Below are 20,303 nucleotides of genomic sequence, written 5' to 3'. Positions count from 1 at the left end.
CACCGGCGCAGAGGAGACCATGCCGGATTTAAGACGCGGATGCACTGCTGTGTGTACTGTAGAGTCTGGCGGATGTCGACAGACTCTATTTTTTTATGCAGTTTTAACTTTGCAGATAGCCGCTTTCTCGCCGAAATTGCGTGATTAATGACGCGGTCAGTGGTGTCTGGCGACTATCACGCCGCTGAATCAAATAATAGGCCGCTTTCGGTAAAATTTCGCTAACCGGCAACATCACCAGCCCCTGTCCGTGCAAGGGATCGCAGCCCATTTCTTCAGGTAGTATGCTGAGAAAATCGCTTTTTGCCACCAGACTGATACAGGCTGAAAACGTCTCGCAGACTACGCCGACCTGTGGCGTTTGCGCCTGATCGTCAAGCAATTCACTCAACTGTTTGTAGTAGCTGCCGTGTGGCGTCGGCATTGTCCAGCTGTAGTCCAGTAACTGTTTGATCGAACGGGCACCAATGGCGGGATGTCCTGGGCGGCAAAAGATCGCGAATTGCTTTTCCAGTAATTTCTCAAAAGTAAATTCGTGGTCGTAGGGTCCCTGATAATAGGTATTGATGGTGAAATCCAGTTCTCCCTGGCGCAATTCATTAATCATCGACACCAGTTGCCCTTCCATAATGCGTACTTTTACCTGCGGATGCTGCTGATGAAAACGAGATATGACAGCTGGCATCAGACTGCGGGAAATACTGGCCCCCATGCCGATATTAATTTGCCCTGCCAGTTGCCCTTGTCGTTGGCGAATATCCTCTTGCGCTGCGCGCAGCTCTTCAAGAATAAGACTGGCGTGCTGATAAAAACTTTCACCGGCATCAGTTAACGTCACGCCTTTACTACGGCGAAAAAAGAGTTGCGCCGCTAACCCTTCTTCCAGCTCCTGAATAGATTTACTCAGTGCCGGTTGCGACATATTCAACATTCGGCTCGCTCCGCGAATGCTGCCCTGACGAGCCACTTCAACAAAAGCCCGAATTTGATGAATTTTTACCTGAAAAGCCATGACGCCACCGATAACCGTTATTTATCAGACCAAAGAAACTGGCATCTACTTTAATGCAGATGATTGTGTCAGGGTAATTTATGAACGGTTAAAACTGTGAAAAATCAGTTAGTGATAAGTAAAAACTATCACTACGTGAACCGGGTCACATTTTTTACTGATGACGGGAAAGGTTATGGAGTCTTTGAATCAATTTGTTAATTCGCTTGCCCCAAGATTATCGCACTGGCGACGTGATTTTCATCGCTATGCAGAGTCTGGCTGGGTGGAATTCCGCACAGCCACCCTTGTTGCAGAAGAATTGCACCAGCTCGGCTATTCACTGGCGCTGGGCCGCGAAGTCGTTAATGAAAGTAGTCGGATGGGACTACCTGATGAATTCACTCTACAGCGCGAATTCGAGCGCGCTCTTCAACAAGGTGCGTTAGCACAATGGATTGCGGCTTTTGAAGGTGGTTTCACTGGCATCGTCGCCACCCTGGATACCGGTCGCCCCGGTCCGGTGATGGCTTTCCGTGTCGATATGGACGCGCTGGATCTCAGTGAAGAACGGGATGTCAGCCATCGCCCCTACCGCGACGGTTTTGCGTCATGTAACGCCGGAATGATGCATGCCTGTGGTCATGATGGACATACCGCTATTGGGCTTGGGCTGGCGCACACCCTTAAACAGTTCGAGTCCGGACTACATGGCATCATCAAACTGATTTTTCAGCCTGCAGAGGAAGGTACGCGTGGCGCGCGGGCGATGGTCGATGCAGGTGTAGTGGATGATGTTGATTATTTTACTGCCGTGCACATTGGCACTGGCGTACCTGCGGGCACCGTGGTGTGCGGCAGTGATAATTTTATGGCAACAACCAAATTTGACGCGTACTTCACCGGGACCGCCGCTCACGCAGGCGCAAAACCAGAAGATGGTCACAATGCCTTGTTGGCGGCAGCACAAGCAACTCTTGCACTGCATGCAATCGCCCCGCACAGCGAAGGCGCTTCCAGAGTAAACGTGGGCGTTATGCAGGCAGGAAGCGGTCGTAATGTGGTTCCCGCCTCAGCGTTGCTGAAAGTGGAAACACGCGGGGCCAGCGACGTCATTAATCAATATGTTTTTGACCGTGCACAACAAGCGATTCAGGGCGCAGCAGCCATGTATGGTGTCGGCGTTGAAACTCGGCTGATGGGTGCAGCTACCGCCAGTTCTCCTTCGCCGCAATGGGTCGCATGGTTACAAAGCCAGGCGGCTCAGGTCGCGGGGGTCAATCAGGCCATTGAACGTGTTGAAGCGCCTGCGGGTTCCGAAGATGCCACATTAATGATGGCCCGCGTGCAGCGACATCAAGGGCAAGCCTCCTACATGGTATTTGGCACACAGCTGGCGGCAGGTCATCACAACGAAAAATTCGATTTTGACGAGCAGGTTCTCGCTATTGCCGTCGAAACGCTGGCGCGCACCGCGCTCAATTTTCCCTGGACGCGAGGTATCTGATGCAGGAAATCTATCGTTTTATCGACGATGCGATTGAAGCCGATCGCCAACGTTATACCGATATTGCTGATCAAATCTGGGATCATCCAGAAACACGTTTTGAAGAGTTCTGGTCAGCGGAACATCTGGCTTCGGCGCTGGAATCTGCAGGCTTCACCGTGACTCGCAACGTAGGCAATATCCCAAATGCCTTTATTGCTTCGTTTGGTCAAGACAAACCGGTTATCGCCTTGCTGGGGGAATATGACGCCCTGGCAGGTTTAAGTCAGCAAGCAGGTTGCGCGCAGCCTACATCCACGACGCCAGGTGAAAATGGTCACGGTTGCGGACACAATTTGCTCGGAACCGCCGCCTTTGCCGCAGCAATAGCCGTCAAGAAATGGCTGGAACAATATGGGCAAGGCGGCACGGTGCGCTTTTATGGTTGTCCTGGCGAAGAAGGCGGCTCGGGTAAAACGTTCATGGTCCGCGAGGGGGTATTTGATGATGTGGATGCGGCACTCACCTGGCACCCGGAAGCCTTTGCCGGTATGTTCAATACCCGCACGCTGGCAAATATTCAAGCATCATGGCGCTTTAAAGGGATCGCAGCACATGCTGCAAATTCCCCTCATTTGGGACGCAGCGCCCTTGATGCCGTAACGTTGATGACCACTGGCACCAACTTCCTCAACGAACATATTATTGAAAAAGCGCGCGTACACTATGCCATCACAGAGAGCGGCGGGATCTCGCCCAACGTGGTCCAGGCGCAGGCAGAAGTGCTTTATCTTATCCGCGCCCCCGAAATGACCGACGTGCAGCATATTTATGATCGGGTAGCCAAAATCGCCGAAGGTGCGGCATTGATGACCGAAACCACGGTTGAATGCCGCTTCGACAAAGCCTGTTCCAGTTATCTCCCTAATCGCACCTTAGAAAAGGCCATGTACCAGGCTCTGTCCCATTTTGGAACCCCTGAATGGAAATCCGAAGAACTGGCTTTTGCGAAACAAATTCAGGCTACGCTCACCCCCAACGATCGGCAAAACAGTCTGAATAATATCGCCGCAACCGGTGGAGAAAACGGCAAGGCTTTTGCAATACGTCATCGTGAAACGGTACTGGCGAATGAAGTCGCTCCATATGCCGCCACCGATAACGTGCTTGCGGCATCGACTGATGTCGGCGACGTCAGTTGGAAACTGCCTGTTGCCCAGTGTTTCAGCCCCTGTTTCGCCGTCGGTACACCGCTACATACGTGGCAACTGGTTAGCCAGGGGCGAACGTCTATTGCTCATAAAGGAATGCTGCTGGCGGCGAAAACTATGGCAGCAACCACACTCAATCTCTTCACTGTTTCAGGGCTATTGCAAGAATGCCAACAAGAGCATCAGCAAGTTACGGACACGCAACCGTATCACTGCCCTATTCCGAAAAACGTGACACCGTCACCTTTAAAATAACAACAACAACGCAAACACAACAATCGAGGAATGCCCATGAGTATGTCATCCATACCGTCGTCCTCCCAATCCGGGAAGCTCTATGGCTGGGTCGAAAGAATTGGTAACAAGGTTCCCCATCCTTTTTTGCTCTTTATCTATTTGATTATCGTACTCATGGTGACGACGGCAATTTTGTCGGCCTTTGGCGTCAGTGCGAAAAACCCGACCGATGGTACGCCAGTGGTCGTGAAAAACCTGCTCAGTGTGGAAGGATTACACTGGTTTTTACCCAATGTTATTAAAAACTTTAGCGGTTTTGCTCCACTTGGCGCGATCCTGGCGCTGGTTTTAGGTGCCGGTCTGGCGGAGCGCGTCGGCTTACTGCCAGCGTTGATGGTTAAAATGGCATCGCATGTGAATGCTCGCTACGCCAGTTATATGGCGCTGTTTATTGCTTTTTTCAGCCACATTTCTTCCGATGCGGCGTTAGTGATCATGCCACCGATGGGTGCGCTGATTTTTCTGGCGGTGGGCAGGCATCCAGTTGCAGGCTTACTGGCCGCCATTGCAGGCGTAGGTTGCGGCTTTACGGCTAATTTACTGATTGTCACAACCGACGTGTTGCTGTCGGGGATCAGCACGGAGGCTGCGGCTGCGTTCAATCCGCAAATGCACGTCAGTGTAATTGATAACTGGTATTTTATGGCCAGCTCCGTAGTCGTACTGACGATTGTTGGCGGCCTGATAACCGACAAAATCATTGAGCCGCGGTTAGGTCAATGGCAGGGAAATTGCGATGAGAAACTGCAAACCTTGACCGAAAGTCAGCGTTTTGGTTTACGCATATCAGGTGTCGTATCGCTACTTTTTATTGCCGCAATTGCGCTGATGGTGATCCCGGAAAATGGGATATTGCGCGATCCGATTAATCACACCGTGATGCCATCCCCCTTTATTAAAGGTATCGTGCCACTGATCATTCTCTTTTTCTTTGTGGTTTCGCTGGCTTATGGCATCGCTACCCGCACAATTCGACGTCAGGCGGATTTACCGCATTTAATGATTGAACCGATGAAAGAGATGGCGGGATTTATCGTGATGGTTTTTCCCCTGGCCCAGTTTGTCGCCATGTTTAACTGGAGCAACATGGGGAAATTCATCGCGGTGGGGCTGACCGATATACTCGAAAGTTCAGGGCTTAGCGGCATCCCGGCGTTTGTCGGTCTGGCGTTGCTTTCCTCTTTCTTATGCATGTTTATCGCCAGCGGTTCCGCAATCTGGTCGATTCTGGCCCCCATTTTCGTACCAATGTTTATGCTACTTGGCTTTCACCCGGCATTTGCGCAAATCCTCTTTCGTATTGCCGACTCATCCGTATTGCCTTTAGCGCCGGTATCTCCTTTTGTTCCACTGTTTCTTGGATTCCTGCAACGCTACAAACCTGACGCGAAACTGGGTACTTACTATTCGTTAGTTTTGCCCTATCCACTTTTCTTTTTGGTGGTATGGCTGCTGATGTTGCTGGCGTGGTATCTTGTCGGTCTGCCGATAGGTCCGGGGATTTACCCTCGTTTGTCTTAAGAGAGAACGGATGCTGAGATTACTTGAAGAAAAAATTGCCACGCCACTAGGTCCACTGTGGGTGATTTGCGATGAGCAATTTCACTTGCGGGCGGTTGAATGGGAAGAGTACAGCGAACGCATGGTGCAGCTGCTGGACATCCATTACCGCAAAGAAGGCTATGAGCGCATTTCTGCCACCAACCCAGGTGGTTTAAGCGACAAGCTTCGTGAATATTTTGCCGGTAATCTTAGCATTATTGATACGCTTCCCACTGCCACGGGGGGGACGCCATTTCAGCGCGAAGTCTGGAAAACATTACGCACAATCCCCTGCGGGCAGGTAATGCATTACGGCCAACTGGCTGAACAATTGGGCCGCCCCGGCGCGGCGCGTGCCGTAGGTGCGGCAAATGGATCGAATCCCATCAGCATTGTTGTGCCTTGTCATCGGGTCATTGGCAGAAACGGTACCATGACCGGATATGCAGGCGGAGTTCAGCGAAAAGAGTGGTTATTACGCCACGAAGGTTATCTTTTGCTGTAAACATTAAACAATTTGTGCCAGCTTGTTCACACTTTTATGTAAAGTTACCCTTAATAACTTAAGGGTTTTCAAATAGATAGACATATATTTACATCTAATATCGGAATTCTCTGCTGTTAAGGTTTGCTTAGACTTACTTGCTCCCTAAAAAGATGTTAAAATTGACAAATATCAATTACGGCTTGAGCAGACCTATGATCCCGGAAAAGCGAATTATACGGCGCATTCAGTCTGGCGGTTGTGCTATCCATTGCCAGGATTGCAGCATCAGCCAGCTTTGCATCCCGTTCACACTCAACGAACATGAGCTTGATCAGCTTGATAATATCATTGAGCGAAAGAAGCCTATTCAGAAAGGCCAGACGCTGTTTAAGGCTGGTGATGAACTTAAATCGCTTTATGCCATCCGCTCCGGTACGATTAAAAGTTATACCATTACTGAGCAAGGCGACGAGCAAATCACTGGTTTCCATTTAGCTGGTGACCTGGTGGGATTTGATGCAATCGGCAGCGGTCATCACCCGAGCTTCGCGCAGGCGCTGGAAACCTCGATGGTATGTGAAATTCCGTTCGAAACGCTGGACGATTTGTCCGGTAAAATGCCGAATCTGCGTCAGCAGATGATGCGTCTGATGAGCGGTGAAATCAAAGGCGATCAGGACATGATCCTGCTGTTGTCGAAGAAAAATGCCGAGGAGCGTCTGGCTGCATTCATCTACAACCTGTCCCGTCGTTTTGCCCAACGCGGCTTCTCCCCTCGTGAATTCCGCCTGACGATGACTCGTGGCGATATCGGTAACTATCTGGGCCTGACGGTAGAAACCATCAGCCGTCTGCTGGGTCGCTTCCAGAAAAGCGGCATGCTTGCAGTCAAAGGTAAATACATCACCATCGAAAATAACGATGCGCTGGCCCAGCTTGCTGGTCACACGCGTAACGTTGCCTGATTCTTCCGCATAACTCACTATCCTTCTGTCATATCATTAAATTTTTCTGATTTATTGATCTGACAGAAGGTTCATCACTGTTTCATTCACCAGATATGGGTTAATCTTTTAATTACAAACTGCGTTGACAGTTGTTGTAAGGAGACCCTGTATGGCTATGTATCAGAACATGCTCGTTGTTATCGATCCCAACCAGGACGACCAACCAGCATTGCGGCGAGCTGTTTATTTACATCAACGGATTGGTGGCAAAATTAAAGCCTTTTTGCCGATCTATGACTTCTCATACGAAATGACCACCCTGCTCTCCCCGGACGAACGTACCGCTATGCGTCAGGGCGTCATCAGCCAGCGAACAGCCTGGATCCACGAGCAGGCAAAATATTATCTCAATGCTGGCGTTCCCATTGAAATTAAAGTGGTCTGGCATAACCGTCCATTCGAAGCCATCATTCAGGAAGTGATCAGCGGCGGACACGATTTGGTGCTAAAAATGGCGCACCAACATGACCGTCTGGAAGCGGTGATTTTTACGCCAACGGACTGGCATCTGTTACGCAAATGCCCAAGCCCGGTGTGGATGGTGAAAGACCAGCCGTGGCCGGAAGGGGGTAAGGCGCTGGTGGCGGTGAATCTCGCCAGTGAAGAGCCGTACCATAATGCGCTCAATGAAAAACTGGTTAAAGAGACGATCGAACTGGCGGAACAAGTTAATCATACCGAAGTTCATCTGGTAGGCGCTTATCCGGTAACGCCAATTAATATCGCGATTGAACTGCCGGAATTTGACCCGAGCGTTTATAACGATGCCATTCGTGGGCAACATTTGCTGGCTATGAAAGCCCTGCGGCAGAAATTCGGCATTAATGAAAACATGACGCACGTAGAAAAAGGTCTACCAGAAGAGGTGATTCCTGATTTGGCGGAGCACTTACAGGCGGGGATTGTGGTTCTGGGCACGGTCGGACGCACCGGTATTTCAGCAGCATTCCTTGGCAACACGGCGGAACAGGTGATTGATCATCTTCGCTGCGACCTGCTGGTCATTAAACCTGACCAGTATCAGACACCCGTTGAACTGGATGACGAAGAAGACGATTAACGACTCTTCAATAACTGACAAGGCCCGAGTTAACGGGCCTATTTTTTACTTACTGCTCTTCGCCGCCAAGGAAATAAATTCCCAACGGGATTGCCAGCAACACAGTAAAGACCAGGCTATAAACAAAAATCATTGATGACTGAATCACATACATTGATGTCGTCCACTCAGACAGCGGAATATTGTACTGTTCTATCACGCCGCCGATGGTCGCGCGAGTCACAACCGACGCCGCAATAATGAAAACCGCCAACAAACCAAAGAGAAATTTCTTCCCTTTCGCTGACTTCAGTTTCGCCATGATCATGATGTAATCCTTGTGCAGACAAATTTCTTGTTACCTAACCGTAACAATACCATGACATTTCACCGTTGTCTGCTCTGAAAACCTCACCTCTTAGCTGGATTTACAATCAACGCATTGATTAGTTAGCTAATGTTGCTACTTCCTTCCCTGACTATTGATGATCTGAATGAATTGTCGCGGTAAAATATCCCCGCCAGGGGTTTCCGGCATGACGACAATTATCTGGAGGAGCCTGATAAAACAATGATCGCTGAACTGTTTACAAATAATGCGCTTAATCTGGTCATTATTTTCGGTAGCTGCGCAGCATTGATTCTGATGAGCTTTTGGTTTCGCCGCGGAAATCGTAAAAGAAAAGGATTTTTATTCCATGCGGTGCAATTTTTAATCTACACCATAATTATCAGTGCTGTTGGTAGCATCATTAATTATGTTATAGAAAACTATAAACTCAAATTTATCACCCCAGGCGTTATCGATTTTATCTGTACGTCCCTGATTGCGGTTATTCTGACGATTAAACTATTTCTGCTGATAAATCAGTTTGAAAAACAGCAGATTAAAAAAGGTCGCGATATCACCAGTGCGCGGATTATGTCGCGTATTATCAAAATCACCATTATTGTGGTACTTGTTTTGCTTTATGGCGAACATTTCGGTATGAGCCTTTCTGGCTTGCTGACCTTTGGTGGTATTGGTGGTCTGGCTGTCGGTATGGCCGGTAAAGATATTTTGAGTAACTTCTTTTCCGGGATTATGCTCTATTTCGACCGTCCTTTTAGTATTGGCGACTGGATCCGTTCACCGGACAGAAATATCGAAGGTACAGTAGCGGAAATTGGCTGGCGAATTACCAAAATTACGACCTTTGATAATCGTCCGTTATACGTCCCGAACTCGCTGTTTTCGTCTATCAGCGTAGAAAACCCAGGACGAATGACCAACCGACGTATTACCACGACAATCGGTTTACGTTATGAGGATGCGGCAAAAGTGGGAGCCATTGTCGAAGCCGTACGTGAGATGCTTAAAAATCACCCAGCCATCGACCAGCGACAAACCTTACTGGTTTATTTCAACCAGTTTGCTGACTCGTCATTGAATATTATGGTTTATTGCTTTACCAAAACCACAGTATGGGCTGAATGGCTTGCCGCCCAGCAGGATGTTTATTTGAAGATTATCGATATTGTACAGTCACACGGCGCGGATTTCGCGTTCCCAAGCCAGACGCTGTATATGGATAACATTACACCACCAGACCAGGGTCGTTAATTCAGACATCACTGGCGTTACCCACAAGGGTAACGCCAGTTCACATCAATGTTTCACAATATACATAGTCCGGCTATACGCCACATCTTCCGGGTTATTAATGGGATAACCTTTCAGCCACGGCTTGATTAATCGTCCATTGGTATATTGATAAATTGGTGCAATCGGTGCTTGCTCCATGAGGATTTTTTCTGCCGCATTGTAATCGGCATTACGCGCTTTAACGGTATTTTCCGTTGATGCCTGGGCCAAAACTTTGTCGTAGGCCGGGTTGTTAAAACGTGAAATGTTCCCTGAATGCGTTGACGTTAATAATGTCAGGAAGGTGGAGGGTTCATTATAATCCCCCACCCACGAGGCGCGGATAACATCAAAATTACCTGTATTACGACTATCGATATAGGTTTTCCATTCCTGATTTTGCAGTTTGACATCTACACCAAGGTTCTTTTTCCACATCGATGCCACAGCAATCGCAATTTTTTGATGGTTTTCTGAAGTATTATACAAAAGCGTCAGCTTCAGCGGTTTTTGCGGACCATAACCGGCTGCGCTCAACAAAGTTTTTGCCTGCGCATTCAGTTCTTCCTGACTCATTTGTTCAAACGGCGAAGGCTCCGGCGTGAATCCGGCAGTAACATCTGGCGTAAAATGCCACGCTGGTTTTTCGCCCGTCCCCAACACTTTTTCGGTCATCAGGCGGCGATCTATCGTCATACTTAATGCCAGACGAACGCGCTGATCTGCCGTCGGCCCTTTTTGCGTGTTAAACGCATAATAATAGGTCCCGAGCTGCGGCGGTGTATAAACCTGCCCCGGAATATCCTTCAACAGCTTCTGATACATATTTTTTGGGAAGGATTCGGTGATATCAATATCCCCCGCAAGATAACGCTTAGTGGCTGCGGATTCCTGATTAATTGGCAGGAAGGTCACTTTTTGCAACACCGTTTTGGCGTTATCCCAATAATGAGTATTTGGCACCACGACCAGTTTTTCATTGACTACACGCTCTTTAAGAACATAAGCGCCATTGCCGACCAGATTTCCGGGTTTCGTCCACTCTTTCCCGCTTTCTACGTTAGCTTTTTGCACCGGGAAGAAGGCAAAATTGGCTGTTAAATTCACAAACCATGGCAACGGTTTATCAAGCTGGATTTTCAAAGTACGGGCATCAACCGCGGTGACGCCTAGCTGATCAGGCGTAGCTTTACCATCAATAATCGCCTGTGCGTTGTTGATTCCCGCCAGCGCGGCAAACCAGGCAAACGGCGACAACGTTTTTGGGTCAACCAGACGTTGCCAGCTGTAGACAAAATCCTGTGCCGTTACCGGTGTGCCATCCGCCCATTTTGCGTTATCGCGCAGGGTGAAAGTCCAGATACGGTTGTCATTACTTTTCCACTGAGTCGCAACGCCGGGGACAATCTCCCCTTTCTCGTTCTGATTCACCAGTCCTTCAAAAAGATCGCGAATGACCTGAATCTCTGGCAGACCCACGGCTTTAGCGGGATCCAGCGACGCAGGCTCATCTTTAATATGGCGCACCAGCTCCTGCTTCTCTGCCAGTACTGTGCCGCTCGGAACTTCTGCAGCATACGAAAGAGAAATGCTGCTGACCAACAGCGCACAACACGTGACTGAAACAGAGTGCTTCATAAGTTACCCTCAAACCTGCGTTAATAATCATGCGTAATTATTTGTTTCGCCTTAAAGAAATGCAAACAACTTCCGGCAAAAAAGTGATACAAGATCGATAACATAGCGTTGAAGAAAAGGATTTGATAATCCGCAAAATTTGCACAACACTGCCTGTAATACTTCCTGAACCAGAGACGATCATGACCGTAACTCGCCCACGCGCCGAACGCGGCGCATTTCCGCCCGGTACAGAACATTACGGACGTTCATTATTGGGCGCGCCTTTGATCTGGTTTCCGGCCCCAGCCGCCAGTCACGAAAGTGGTTTGATTCTGGCTGGCACCCACGGTGATGAAAACTCTTCGGTCGTGACCCTCTCCTGTGCTTTGCGGACATTGACACCTTCTTTGCGCCGCCATCATGTGGTGCTGTGTGTGAATCCTGACGGCTGCCAGTTAGGGTTACGGGCCAATGCTAATGGCGTGGATTTAAATAGAAACTTTCCGGCAGCAAACTGGAAGGAAGGTGAAACGGTTTATCGCTGGAACAGCGCCGCTGAAGAACGTGATGTCGTTTTACTGACAGGTGACAAACCTGGCTCCGAACCTGAAACTCAGGCGCTGTGCCAGCTTATACATCGCATTCAACCTGCCTGGGTGGTCTCATTCCACGATCCACTGGCCTGTATTGAAGACCCCAGACACAGCGAATTAGGTGAATGGCTGGCCCAGGCGTTTGAATTGCCACTGGTCACCAGCGTCGGTTATGAAACGCCTGGCTCTTTCGGCAGTTGGTGTGCGGATCTCAACCTGCATTGCATCACCGCAGAGTTTCCGCCCATCTCCTCCGACGAAGCCAGCGAAAAATACCTCTTTGCGATGGCTAACTTGCTGCGCTGGCATCCTAAAGATGCAATGCGCCCGTCGTGAATTGAAGCGCCGGTTCCACATCTACCGCCAGCCAGGTCGGTCCGTCAAGATCAGCAAAACTGACCTGCGGCACCAGCGGTAAAGCGGCGCTAATGGCACGAGAGGTACACAACATGCAGCCCAGCATCAGACTGAAACCTTGTGCACGCGCTTCGGTCGCCAGCGCCAGCGCCTCCGTCAGGCCACCCGTTTTATCGAGCTTGATGTTAACCATCTCATAGCGCCCTTGCAGCGCCTTCAGATTGCTACGGGTATGACAACTTTCATCAGCACAAATCGGTAACGGATGAATAAAATTCTCCAGTGCCGCATCGTCCTGCGCAGGAAGCGGTTGTTCAAGCATCGCAACGCCTAAATCCGCGAGCAGTTGGCAACGCGCCGCCAACCCTTCTGCACGCCAGGATTCATTTGCATCAACGATAAGCGTCGCGTCGGGCACAGCCGTGCGAATTGCTACCATCCGCTCACTGATAAGATGGTTATCCAGCTTCACTTTCAGCAATTTCGCGCCTGCCTGCCACAGTGTTGATGCACTATTGGCCATCTGATCAGGCGTACCGATGACTACCGTCTGGGCAGTGGTGACTGTCTCGGGAAGCGTTATGCCGATCAAATCAGCCAGCGATTGCTGCTGTTTTCGCGCCGCCAGATCCCACAATGCACAATCCAGCGCATTACGTGCTGCGCCGGCAGGGAGAATTTTTTGCAACTCCTCCCGTGTCAGCCCTTTCTCTAATTGCGGCACGACGCTCATAATTTGCGCCATTACCGAGGCATCACTTTCTCCATAACGCGGATACGGCGTGCATTCACCGGTGCCTTTAATACCTTCTTCTTCCAGTTCAACCACCACCACGCGCGCTTCACTACGACTTCCCCGAGCAATCACAAACGGGGTATGTAAGGGCCAGGCTTCCTCAAATACCTTAACGGTTCTCATCTTTACTCCTTGTTGTCGCGGTGGTCTGCGGATTAAGCGCAAATAGCGTTTGCTGTGTTATTGACAGTTAGCATAAACTAGGTGTGACGTTAACTATATGTAAACAGGAAAGATAATCATGTCACAAACCGTTCATTTCCAGGGCAACCCGGTTACAGTCGCCAATTCCATCCCGCAGGCGGGTAGCAAAGCGCAGACTTTTACTCTCGTGGCAAAAGATCTGTCTGACGTCACCCTCGGTCAGTTTGCGGGTAAACGCAAAGTGCTGAACATTTTCCCGAGTATTGATACCGGTGTTTGCGCCGCATCAGTACGTAAGTTTAACCAACTGGCAACCGAGATCGACAACACCGTTGTGCTGTGTATCTCTGCCGATCTTCCGTTCGCCCAGTCTCGTTTCTGCGGCGCAGAAGGTCTGAACAACGTTATCACCCTCTCCACTTTCCGTAACGCTGAATTCCTGCAAGCCTACGGTGTGGCAATTGCTGATGGCCCACTGAAAGGTCTGGCAGCGCGTGCCGTTGTGGTTATTGATGAAAATGACAATGTGATTTTCAGCCAGCTGGTGGATGAAATCACCACCGAGCCGGATTACGAAGCAGCTCTGGCTGTACTGCGCTAAACAACTGTGCCGTTCACTGAATCACCACCGGTGAACGGCAGTTTTTGATCTACCAGTCCCACTATTTTCCAGAGTTCCTGCCACTATTCCCCCTAACCGTTGTGCATTAAGATTGCTCTTTGCCATTATTAGCCCAGCGGAGTGATGACTATTATGGATGATAAACAAATTACGGTCTGGCTTAAACACAATTGCTGTTCAACGGACATTCCTGCCATTGCCGAGGCACTAACGAACCATGCAGAATGGCTTTTAGAGCTAGCGCCAGATCCTATTGATCAAGGTAGTTCATGCTTACCGCCGGCAGCTGCAGCTGGTATTTTTCTTGGCGCAGCGGCGATGGTTCACTGCGGCGAGGCCAGTGGTGCAGAAACCTGGCTCGAAGCAGCCATTACTGATTACCATTTCTTTAATCCAAACGGATATAGTTCATGGAGAGGCAGTACGCCTGTTTTTACAGCAATATCGCGTTACCCGGCATTAAAAATGGTGTTATTTAACGCCGCTTGCGCAATGGAAGACTGGAATAAAGCATCCGCTGTTCTTGAATCGCTTTTCAATGCCAGCGATGTCCCGGAAGATAACCCTGTCGCCCCCAATTTTACCCCTTATGCGCTGAAAGATATTATCGCGGATAACCTCCCGTTAGGGCCTGCTTATTATGATGAAACCTGGTTGCTGGCAAAACAAGCGTGGTTAATTAATGCGGGCGTTCTGGATGAGCGAACATGCAATACCTGGAAGCAATATACCCGCCATTTGCGCCATTTGATCCACAATGCACAGTTTTCCGATGCGATCTCTTTTGTACGCAGTAAAAAAGAACCATTAAATCATATCCATACCTACTCAGACTTTTATCTCTATGCGATTGGTTTATTTTCTTCTACTGATCAGCTAAGTGAAGCGCTAACCTGGGTAAAACAATTAATCCGCAACAATGATGGTCATTTCCATGATCTTTTCGTTTCAACTGGCGCAAAGCGCCGCATAAAGCCTGAACTTAGTACCTTGCTGAATAATCTCTTGCACAGCGCAGAGTTTCAGGCGTTGCAGGATAAATATCTCACCGTCGGACATGATGTTGTGCATTCTGGTCCCTTCATGTCACTTTATGAAAAGGTTCTTGGCGGTAAGTCCCGAAAGCGCTGCGCGATTAGTCGAAAATTAATCTCGCCCGGCGAAGCGGTTTATGAATATCGTCAGCTGGATAGTGTGGAATATATTGCAGCGAAAGCGGCCTTTCAGACATCTGAGCTAAATAATATCGCCCACCGGCATCATAATGATAGTTATCAGTGGCATGAATTTGCCGCCCAATGGCCTCGTCGGGGTTCACTTTCTCACCCAGATATTGCCCGTTATTTGTTTGAGCGCCAGGAAGGAAAATGCTTTGATGCCGCAGAGTTTATACCACTGATTGCGGAACCGTTTGTCTTTCCGATGCGTTTCATATGGGTTGCCGGGTTGTCCTTTGAATTACATCAGTATCCGGATGCCTATTTCGTAAATGACAATATGGCGGGTGAATTTGTTAATCTCTGCTGGATGGCTATGAAATGCGGACATGCTGGCGACATTTTCAAACAACTGGCCCACGAGCCGCATGACGTTGCTGACCCTATTTACGCCATGCTCGCCACGTTTGACCGCTCTGATTGCCGTAGCGCCGCCGCCGCGCACTTTGGACAACCGGAACTACCGGAAATAATGGCACTGGCTTTCAGTTCGAGGTTATCGCTCGACAGCGTACTTACCATCGCTGAGTTTGGTAAAAATCAGCCGCGATTTTCACATGCGCTAGCAACGGCCCTCCTGCGTTACAACCTGCACATCTACTCAAACTATATGCCGCAGGTTAACTGGTACCTTCAGGGGCTGGAACACTATGCTTTGGCAAAAGGCGGTCAACTTTTAAATTTCTTTGTGCATATTCCAGAACAAATTCCCGTTCTGGCGACCATGCTGGAACATGGCGTATTAGTGCGTGGGATCGGTGAAGGTGCCTATGATGGTTATGATAATTCAGCAAATTCATTTCATCATGCCGCCGTGATGCACTGCCTTGAGCACGCGCCGGAAAAAGTCCGCTACTGGATGGAAACACCCTGGATTCAGAACTATTTAGTGAATGCGCCGCTGCGTCAAACGGCGCGCCATGTGGAAGCCTGGCATAAAAAGTTTGGCATCAAATGAACGTTGCCGCTGCGCCTGAACGGCGCAGCCAGCACAATCACTCTTCGCTTTTCTTCTGGTTTAAGCCATATTCCCGCAACTTATTGGCAATCGCGGTATGCGAAACGCCGAGACGTTTTGCCAGTTTGCGCGTGCTGGGATAATTGCGATAAAGCTGAGTTAATACCGAGCGTTCAAAACGGCTGGTAATTTCGTCCAGCGAACCTTCCATCGCATCTTCGCCCACGGCTACCGTTGCGGCGTCATAATCCGGCAACAAAATATCCTGAGGACGCAGCTCATAGCCGTCCAGTTGTGTCAGTGCGCGATAGATAGCGTTCTTTAACTGCCGCACATTTCCCGGCCACGCATAACGCGTAAGTACAGTATTCAGGTCAGCGGCCAGTTTCGGACGCGGCACGCCCTGCTCGTCGGCAAAGCGAGCGACGAACAGCTCAGTTAACGGCATGATGTCCTGCGGACAGTCACGTAACGGCGGTAGATTGAGCGTCAACACGTTCAGACGATAATAGAGATCTTCACGGAAAACGCCTTTTTGCACCAGTTCGACTAAATTCTTCTGCGTAGCGCAAATCACCCTTACATCGACATGCACTTCATGATCTTCACCAACTCGACGGAAAGTGCCATCATTAAGGAAACGCAGTAATTTCGCCTGCATCCTTGGCGACATCTCGCCTATCTCATCTAACAGCACCGAACCACCGTTCGCCTGCTCAAAGAACCCTTTTTTACCTTCCGGAGCATGACCAAACAGTTCACTCTCGACCGCATCTTCCGGTATAGACGCGCAGTTCAGCGCCAGGTAAGGTTTGCCCGCTCGTGGGCTTGCCTGATGGCAGGCGTAGGCAAAGAGATCTTTACCTGTACCGGTGTCACCCGTAATCAGCAACGGCGCGCTTAGCATCGCCAGTTTCTGCGCCTGTTCGACAACATGCTTCATTTTCGGGCTGACGGCGACAATTTGACTGAAGGCACTGACGTCCTGTGCAGCGACATTCTGCAACTGACGGCCCATACGAATCGTCGAGCGCAACATCACCACCGCACCGGTCAGAACGTGTTGATCATTTTCATCCTGAAGATAAACAGGCGTAATCTCCATCAGGAAATTCTGCCCATTAATAACGACATGCTCGTTATGCGAGTCTTGCGGTTCGCTTTCCAGCCAGCGTAAAAAATTAAAGCCGTTAATTAATTGCGCGGCGGTATGGTTGCGCAGGCGATCCAATTTTTGCCCAAAAAGCTGACAGCTCGCCGGGTTCGCCATATCCACTTTGCTTTTCATATCAACAGAAAGCACAGGCTCAGGCAACGCCTCCAGTAACGCGCTCAACGCCAGATGCTCACGTTCGGAAGGCATCCACGGAACAGTGCGCACATCGGTAACACCTGCAATACGGCGTATTTCGGCCATCAGACTGCTGAAACTTTCAAATTCCAGTTCGGCAAAATTGAGGTAGATTCGCCCAATGGGGTCAATCTCAATACCGCGTAAATCAATGCCTCTCAGCACCAGTAGATCGAGTAATTCGCGGGTCAGACCAAGTCGGTCTTCACAAAAGACTTCCAGACGCATGGGAACCTTCACCTGAAAAAAGAACAATTAATATGATGATATGACACTATTTGGATAGCAGGAAGGTTTCTGTCAACAATCATTGACACAAAGACGGAAAAACGGGCACTTCGGCGTAAAGATATCCGGTCAGCACCCGATATTGCATTATTTTTCGCTGGGCGTTTTGCCTTTTTGCAGCGTCTCTTTCACCTGACCGATAAGCTGACGACGGAAATCCCCGAGGCGAGGTTTGTCATCGTCAATCCACGGCAGCGGGCGGCAAAGCTCCATAGCTTTAATCCCCAGTCGTGCCGTCAGAAGTCCAGCACCAATCCCCTGAGCTGCCCGGGTAGACAAACGCGCAGCGAGATCTTGCGACATCCAGTCCATCCCCACTTCGCGCACCAATTCGCTGGCTCCGGCAAAAGCGATATTCAGCAATACCAGCTTAAACAGGCGCAAACGGCTGTAATATCCCAGTTCAATGCCATACAGCGTGGCGATGCGATTGATCAAACGCAGATTGCGCCAGGCGATAAATGCCATATCCACCAGCGCCAGCGGGCTAACGGCGATCATTAACGTTGATTCCGCCGCTGAGCGACTGATTTCGCGCCGCGCCTGGGCATCTAAAACCGGCTGGACCAGATGAGCATACAGGCTGACCACTTCACGATCGTTCTGCGTTTCATGGATTGAGGCATACCAGCGTTGCAGTGCCGGATGCGACTGGTCGATGCCCGCCTGCTGCGCCAGTTTTTCGCAGAATGCACGGCCTTTACCCGTGCCGTGACTGTGCAACAAATCGCGCGCTTCGTCGCGTTCATGGGCGCGCTGTCGCAAGCGCCATAAGCGCCGCCACTCTGTTACCACTGAACCTACGCCAGCGCCGATAATCAATGCCCCAGCGGCACATCCACCCAGCGCTACCCAATCCTGAGTTTGCCAGGCATTCATCGTCCACTGCACGCCCTGCCCGACAACGCTTGCACCAAACAGAGCCAACCCGCCCATCACCATTTTGCGCCACAGGCTGCGTTTCGGACGTAACGCTGCGTCCATCACCGCTTCAACTTGCCCCTCTTCTTCCTGCGCTTCGTCGAGCGTGGCCGGGGCAAAATTTTGCGCCTGATTTTCGTCAAAGGTCTGCTGCGCCCTGAATTTTGGATTCTGATCGACCTCCAGTGGACCGTCGAAATCAATACGTGGTTTTAACGGTTCGGTCATCGCAATTTATCTCCTATTAAAAATTCCAGCGCAGCATCAAGACGAATATGCGGCAGCGGTTTGTCGACATCCATCACCTGCGGACGAAACGCCTCAAACTGGAAGCCTTGCTTATCCCAGAACGCCTGACCAGGCAAACGTGCGGGAACTTCGCCAGGATAAACAGTGAGCGGTGCACCATCACTGAGTCGATTACCGCGCAGCGCCGGGATTTTCTCACCGTTAACATCAATAATGCCGCTGGTGGTCGCCTGAACTGACGCCAGCCCCAGGCAGTCCATACTGATCCCTTCGAACGCCGCATTTTGCCAGGCATCCTGAATCAGTTGTTGCAGTAATGAAACCATATTGGCGTGCTGATCGATGGTCACATGGTCTGCTTTAGTGGCAGCAAACAATAGCTTATCGATAACCGGCGAAAACAAACGCCGGAACAGGGTTCGCTGCCCGTAGTGGAAACTTTGCATCAGCTGCGTCAGCGCCAGACGCATATCATTAAATGCCTGTGGCCCACTGTTGAGCGGTTGCAGGCAGTCCACCAGCACAATCTGCCGATCAAAACGCAGGAAGTGATTTTTATAGAACCCCTTCACCACTTTCTCGCAGTAATAATTAAATCGTTCGCGCAGCATTCCGGCATTGGTGTGCTTGTCGGCCTGTGCAAGTTTTGATTCGCCCCAGGCATCGACATCGGGCCACGGGAAGAATTGCAGCGCGGGCGCACCTGCCATATCGCCCGGCAAGACAAAACGTCCAGGCTGAATAAAGTGCAGCCCCTGCTGTTTGCAGTGGTGGAGATAATCGGTCCATGCGGCAGCAATGTCTGCAAGACGGTTTTCGTCGGCAGGTGCTAGTGGGTCCAGCCCTTCGCACATCATTCGCCATTTTGCCGACCATTCGCCGCGCTGACCATTGAGTAAGCCCGTCATCTGGCGCGACCAGCTTAAATAGTCCTGCGCCAACATCGGCAAGTCGAGTAACCATTCGCCAGGATAATCCACTATCTCCAGATACAACGTGGAAGTGTCTTTGAAGTGACGCAACAGCGAATCGTTCGATTTATAGCGTAGCGCCAGGCGAATCTCACTGACGCCGCGTGTTGGGGTCGGCCAGGCGGGAGGATCGCCATATAACTGCGCCAGCCCTTCATCGTAGGTGAAGCGTGGAATGCCAAAGTCACGCTGGGGAATGCGTTTTACGCCCAGCAGGCGCTCTTCACGCACCGCACTTAATAGCGGCAAGCGTGCTCCGGCATGAATATTGAGCAACTGATTGACCATCGCAGTGATAAACGCGGTTTTGCCGCTGCGGCTAAGTCCGGTTACAGCGAGGCGCAGATGTCTGTCGACACCCCGATTCACCAGCGCATTAAGTTCATTTTTAAGTCGCTTCATTGCTGTCCTGTGGACCAGAAAAAAATCATTCGTAAGGATATGAATGTGGGGGCCATGCCCTTGATTATCAACTGCCCGTGTTGTCATCTTGAGGCGAACTCCATAAGATGTGCAGCATTCACGTTCGGAC

At 50.1% G+C, this 20,303-nt stretch carries 17 protein-coding genes; 10 read left to right on the top strand and 7 right to left on the bottom strand.

Features of this window, described 5'->3' with window-relative positions; all coding sequences use genetic code 11:
• Nucleotides 1–103: 103 nt before the first annotated feature.
• A complete protein-coding gene (locus BGE37_RS11900; RefSeq protein WP_088542035.1) occupies nt 104–1,012 on the bottom strand; it encodes a LysR family transcriptional regulator in 909 nt (302 codons plus the stop codon).
• Nucleotides 1,013–1,187: 175 nt separating this feature from the next.
• On the opposite strand from BGE37_RS11900, the gene abgA reads away from it, so the two are divergent.
• From abgA to uspE, 6 genes are all read left to right on the top strand, one after another.
• On the top strand, nt 1,188–2,498 hold the full coding sequence (abgA, locus tag BGE37_RS11895) for a p-aminobenzoyl-glutamate hydrolase subunit AbgA (RefSeq protein WP_105288053.1): 1,311 nt from the start codon (nt 1,188–1,190) through the stop codon (nt 2,496–2,498).
• The gene (gene abgB, locus BGE37_RS11890) at nt 2,498–3,943 is read left to right on the top strand and encodes a p-aminobenzoyl-glutamate hydrolase subunit AbgB (RefSeq protein ID WP_088542037.1); all 1,446 of its coding nucleotides are present in this window, start codon (nt 2,498–2,500) and stop codon (nt 3,941–3,943) included. The genes abgA and abgB overlap by 1 nt, the downstream gene beginning before the upstream one ends.
• 36 nt (nt 3,944–3,979) lie before the next feature.
• Nucleotides 3,980–5,506, top strand: a complete 1,527-nt coding sequence (abgT, locus tag BGE37_RS11880) for a p-aminobenzoyl-glutamate transporter (RefSeq protein ID WP_105288052.1) — start codon at nt 3,980–3,982, stop codon at nt 5,504–5,506.
• A gap of 10 nt (nt 5,507–5,516) precedes the next feature.
• Entirely contained in the window at nt 5,517–6,032 is a 516-nt protein-coding gene (gene ogt, locus BGE37_RS11875; protein ID WP_039020832.1) for a methylated-DNA--[protein]-cysteine S-methyltransferase, read from the top strand.
• Between the two features lie 194 nt (nt 6,033–6,226).
• Nucleotides 6,227–6,979, top strand: coding sequence for a fumarate/nitrate reduction transcriptional regulator Fnr (gene fnr, locus BGE37_RS11870; RefSeq protein WP_000611911.1), 753 nt, complete (start codon nt 6,227–6,229; stop codon nt 6,977–6,979).
• 151 nt (nt 6,980–7,130) lie between these two features.
• Nucleotides 7,131–8,081 (top strand): universal stress protein UspE, encoded by a 951-nt coding sequence (uspE, locus tag BGE37_RS11865; protein WP_001262123.1) that lies wholly within the window; start codon nt 7,131–7,133, stop codon nt 8,079–8,081.
• Nucleotides 8,082–8,130: 49 nt separating this feature from the next.
• Here the strand turns inward: uspE and BGE37_RS11860 are convergent, their stop codons facing one another.
• Nucleotides 8,131–8,388: a DUF2534 family protein gene (locus tag BGE37_RS11860; protein WP_000605090.1), complete on the bottom strand. Its 258-nt coding sequence runs from the start codon at nt 8,386–8,388 to the stop codon at nt 8,131–8,133.
• Between the two features lie 243 nt (nt 8,389–8,631).
• Between BGE37_RS11860 and ynaI the strand changes: the two genes are divergently transcribed.
• Nucleotides 8,632–9,663 carry a low conductance mechanosensitive channel YnaI gene (ynaI, locus tag BGE37_RS11855; RefSeq protein WP_000559893.1) on the top strand — a complete coding sequence of 344 codons (1,032 nt, stop codon included), beginning with the start codon at nt 8,632–8,634 and terminating at the stop codon, nt 9,661–9,663.
• A gap of 45 nt (nt 9,664–9,708) precedes the next feature.
• Here the strand turns inward: ynaI and mppA are convergent, their stop codons facing one another.
• A complete protein-coding gene (gene mppA, locus BGE37_RS11850; protein WP_000683032.1) occupies nt 9,709–11,322 on the bottom strand; it encodes a murein tripeptide ABC transporter substrate-binding protein MppA in 1,614 nt (537 codons plus the stop codon).
• Between the two features lie 182 nt (nt 11,323–11,504).
• On the opposite strand from mppA, the gene mpaA reads away from it, so the two are divergent.
• Nucleotides 11,505–12,233, top strand: coding sequence for a murein tripeptide amidase MpaA (gene mpaA / locus BGE37_RS11845; RefSeq protein WP_001353227.1), 729 nt, complete (start codon nt 11,505–11,507; stop codon nt 12,231–12,233).
• Here mpaA and ycjG read toward each other — a convergent pair.
• Nucleotides 12,208–13,173 carry an L-Ala-D/L-Glu epimerase gene (gene ycjG, locus BGE37_RS11840; protein WP_105288051.1) on the bottom strand — a complete coding sequence of 322 codons (966 nt, stop codon included), beginning with the start codon at nt 13,171–13,173 and terminating at the stop codon, nt 12,208–12,210. The two genes, mpaA and ycjG, sit on opposite strands and share 26 nt — an antisense overlap.
• Before the next feature lie 118 nt (nt 13,174–13,291).
• Here ycjG and tpx point away from each other — a divergent pair, with 118 nt between their 5' ends.
• Together tpx and BGE37_RS11830 are read left to right on the top strand one after the other, a co-directional pair.
• Entirely contained in the window at nt 13,292–13,795 is a 504-nt protein-coding gene (gene tpx, locus BGE37_RS11835) for a thiol peroxidase (RefSeq protein WP_000084388.1), read from the top strand.
• A gap of 153 nt (nt 13,796–13,948) precedes the next feature.
• Nucleotides 13,949–15,991, top strand: coding sequence for a hypothetical protein (locus BGE37_RS11830; RefSeq protein WP_105288050.1), 2,043 nt, complete (start codon nt 13,949–13,951; stop codon nt 15,989–15,991).
• 37 nt (nt 15,992–16,028) lie between these two features.
• Here BGE37_RS11830 and tyrR read toward each other — a convergent pair whose 3' ends face one another.
• The 3 genes from tyrR to BGE37_RS11815 all read right to left on the bottom strand — a co-directional run bounded on the left by tyrR (nt 16,029) and on the right by BGE37_RS11815 (nt 20,173).
• Entirely contained in the window at nt 16,029–17,570 is a 1,542-nt protein-coding gene (gene tyrR / locus BGE37_RS11825; RefSeq protein WP_032184038.1) for a transcriptional regulator TyrR, read from the bottom strand.
• Nucleotides 17,571–17,717: 147 nt separating this feature from the next.
• Entirely contained in the window at nt 17,718–18,779 is a 1,062-nt protein-coding gene (locus BGE37_RS11820; protein ID WP_000138728.1) for a YcjF family protein, read from the bottom strand.
• A complete protein-coding gene (locus BGE37_RS11815) occupies nt 18,776–20,173 on the bottom strand; it encodes a YcjX family protein (RefSeq protein WP_000825801.1) in 1,398 nt (465 codons plus the stop codon). Before BGE37_RS11815 ends, BGE37_RS11820 begins: the two co-directional genes overlap by 4 nt.
• Nucleotides 20,174–20,303 lie beyond the last annotated feature (130 nt).

It is taken from the genome of Escherichia sp. MOD1-EC6300 (genome assembly GCF_002965045.1).
GTDB lineage: Bacteria > Pseudomonadota > Gammaproteobacteria > Enterobacterales > Enterobacteriaceae > Escherichia > Escherichia coli_F.
Note: the sequence above shows the minus strand (reverse complement) of the source record. Positions and strands in the feature narration are given on the sequence as shown.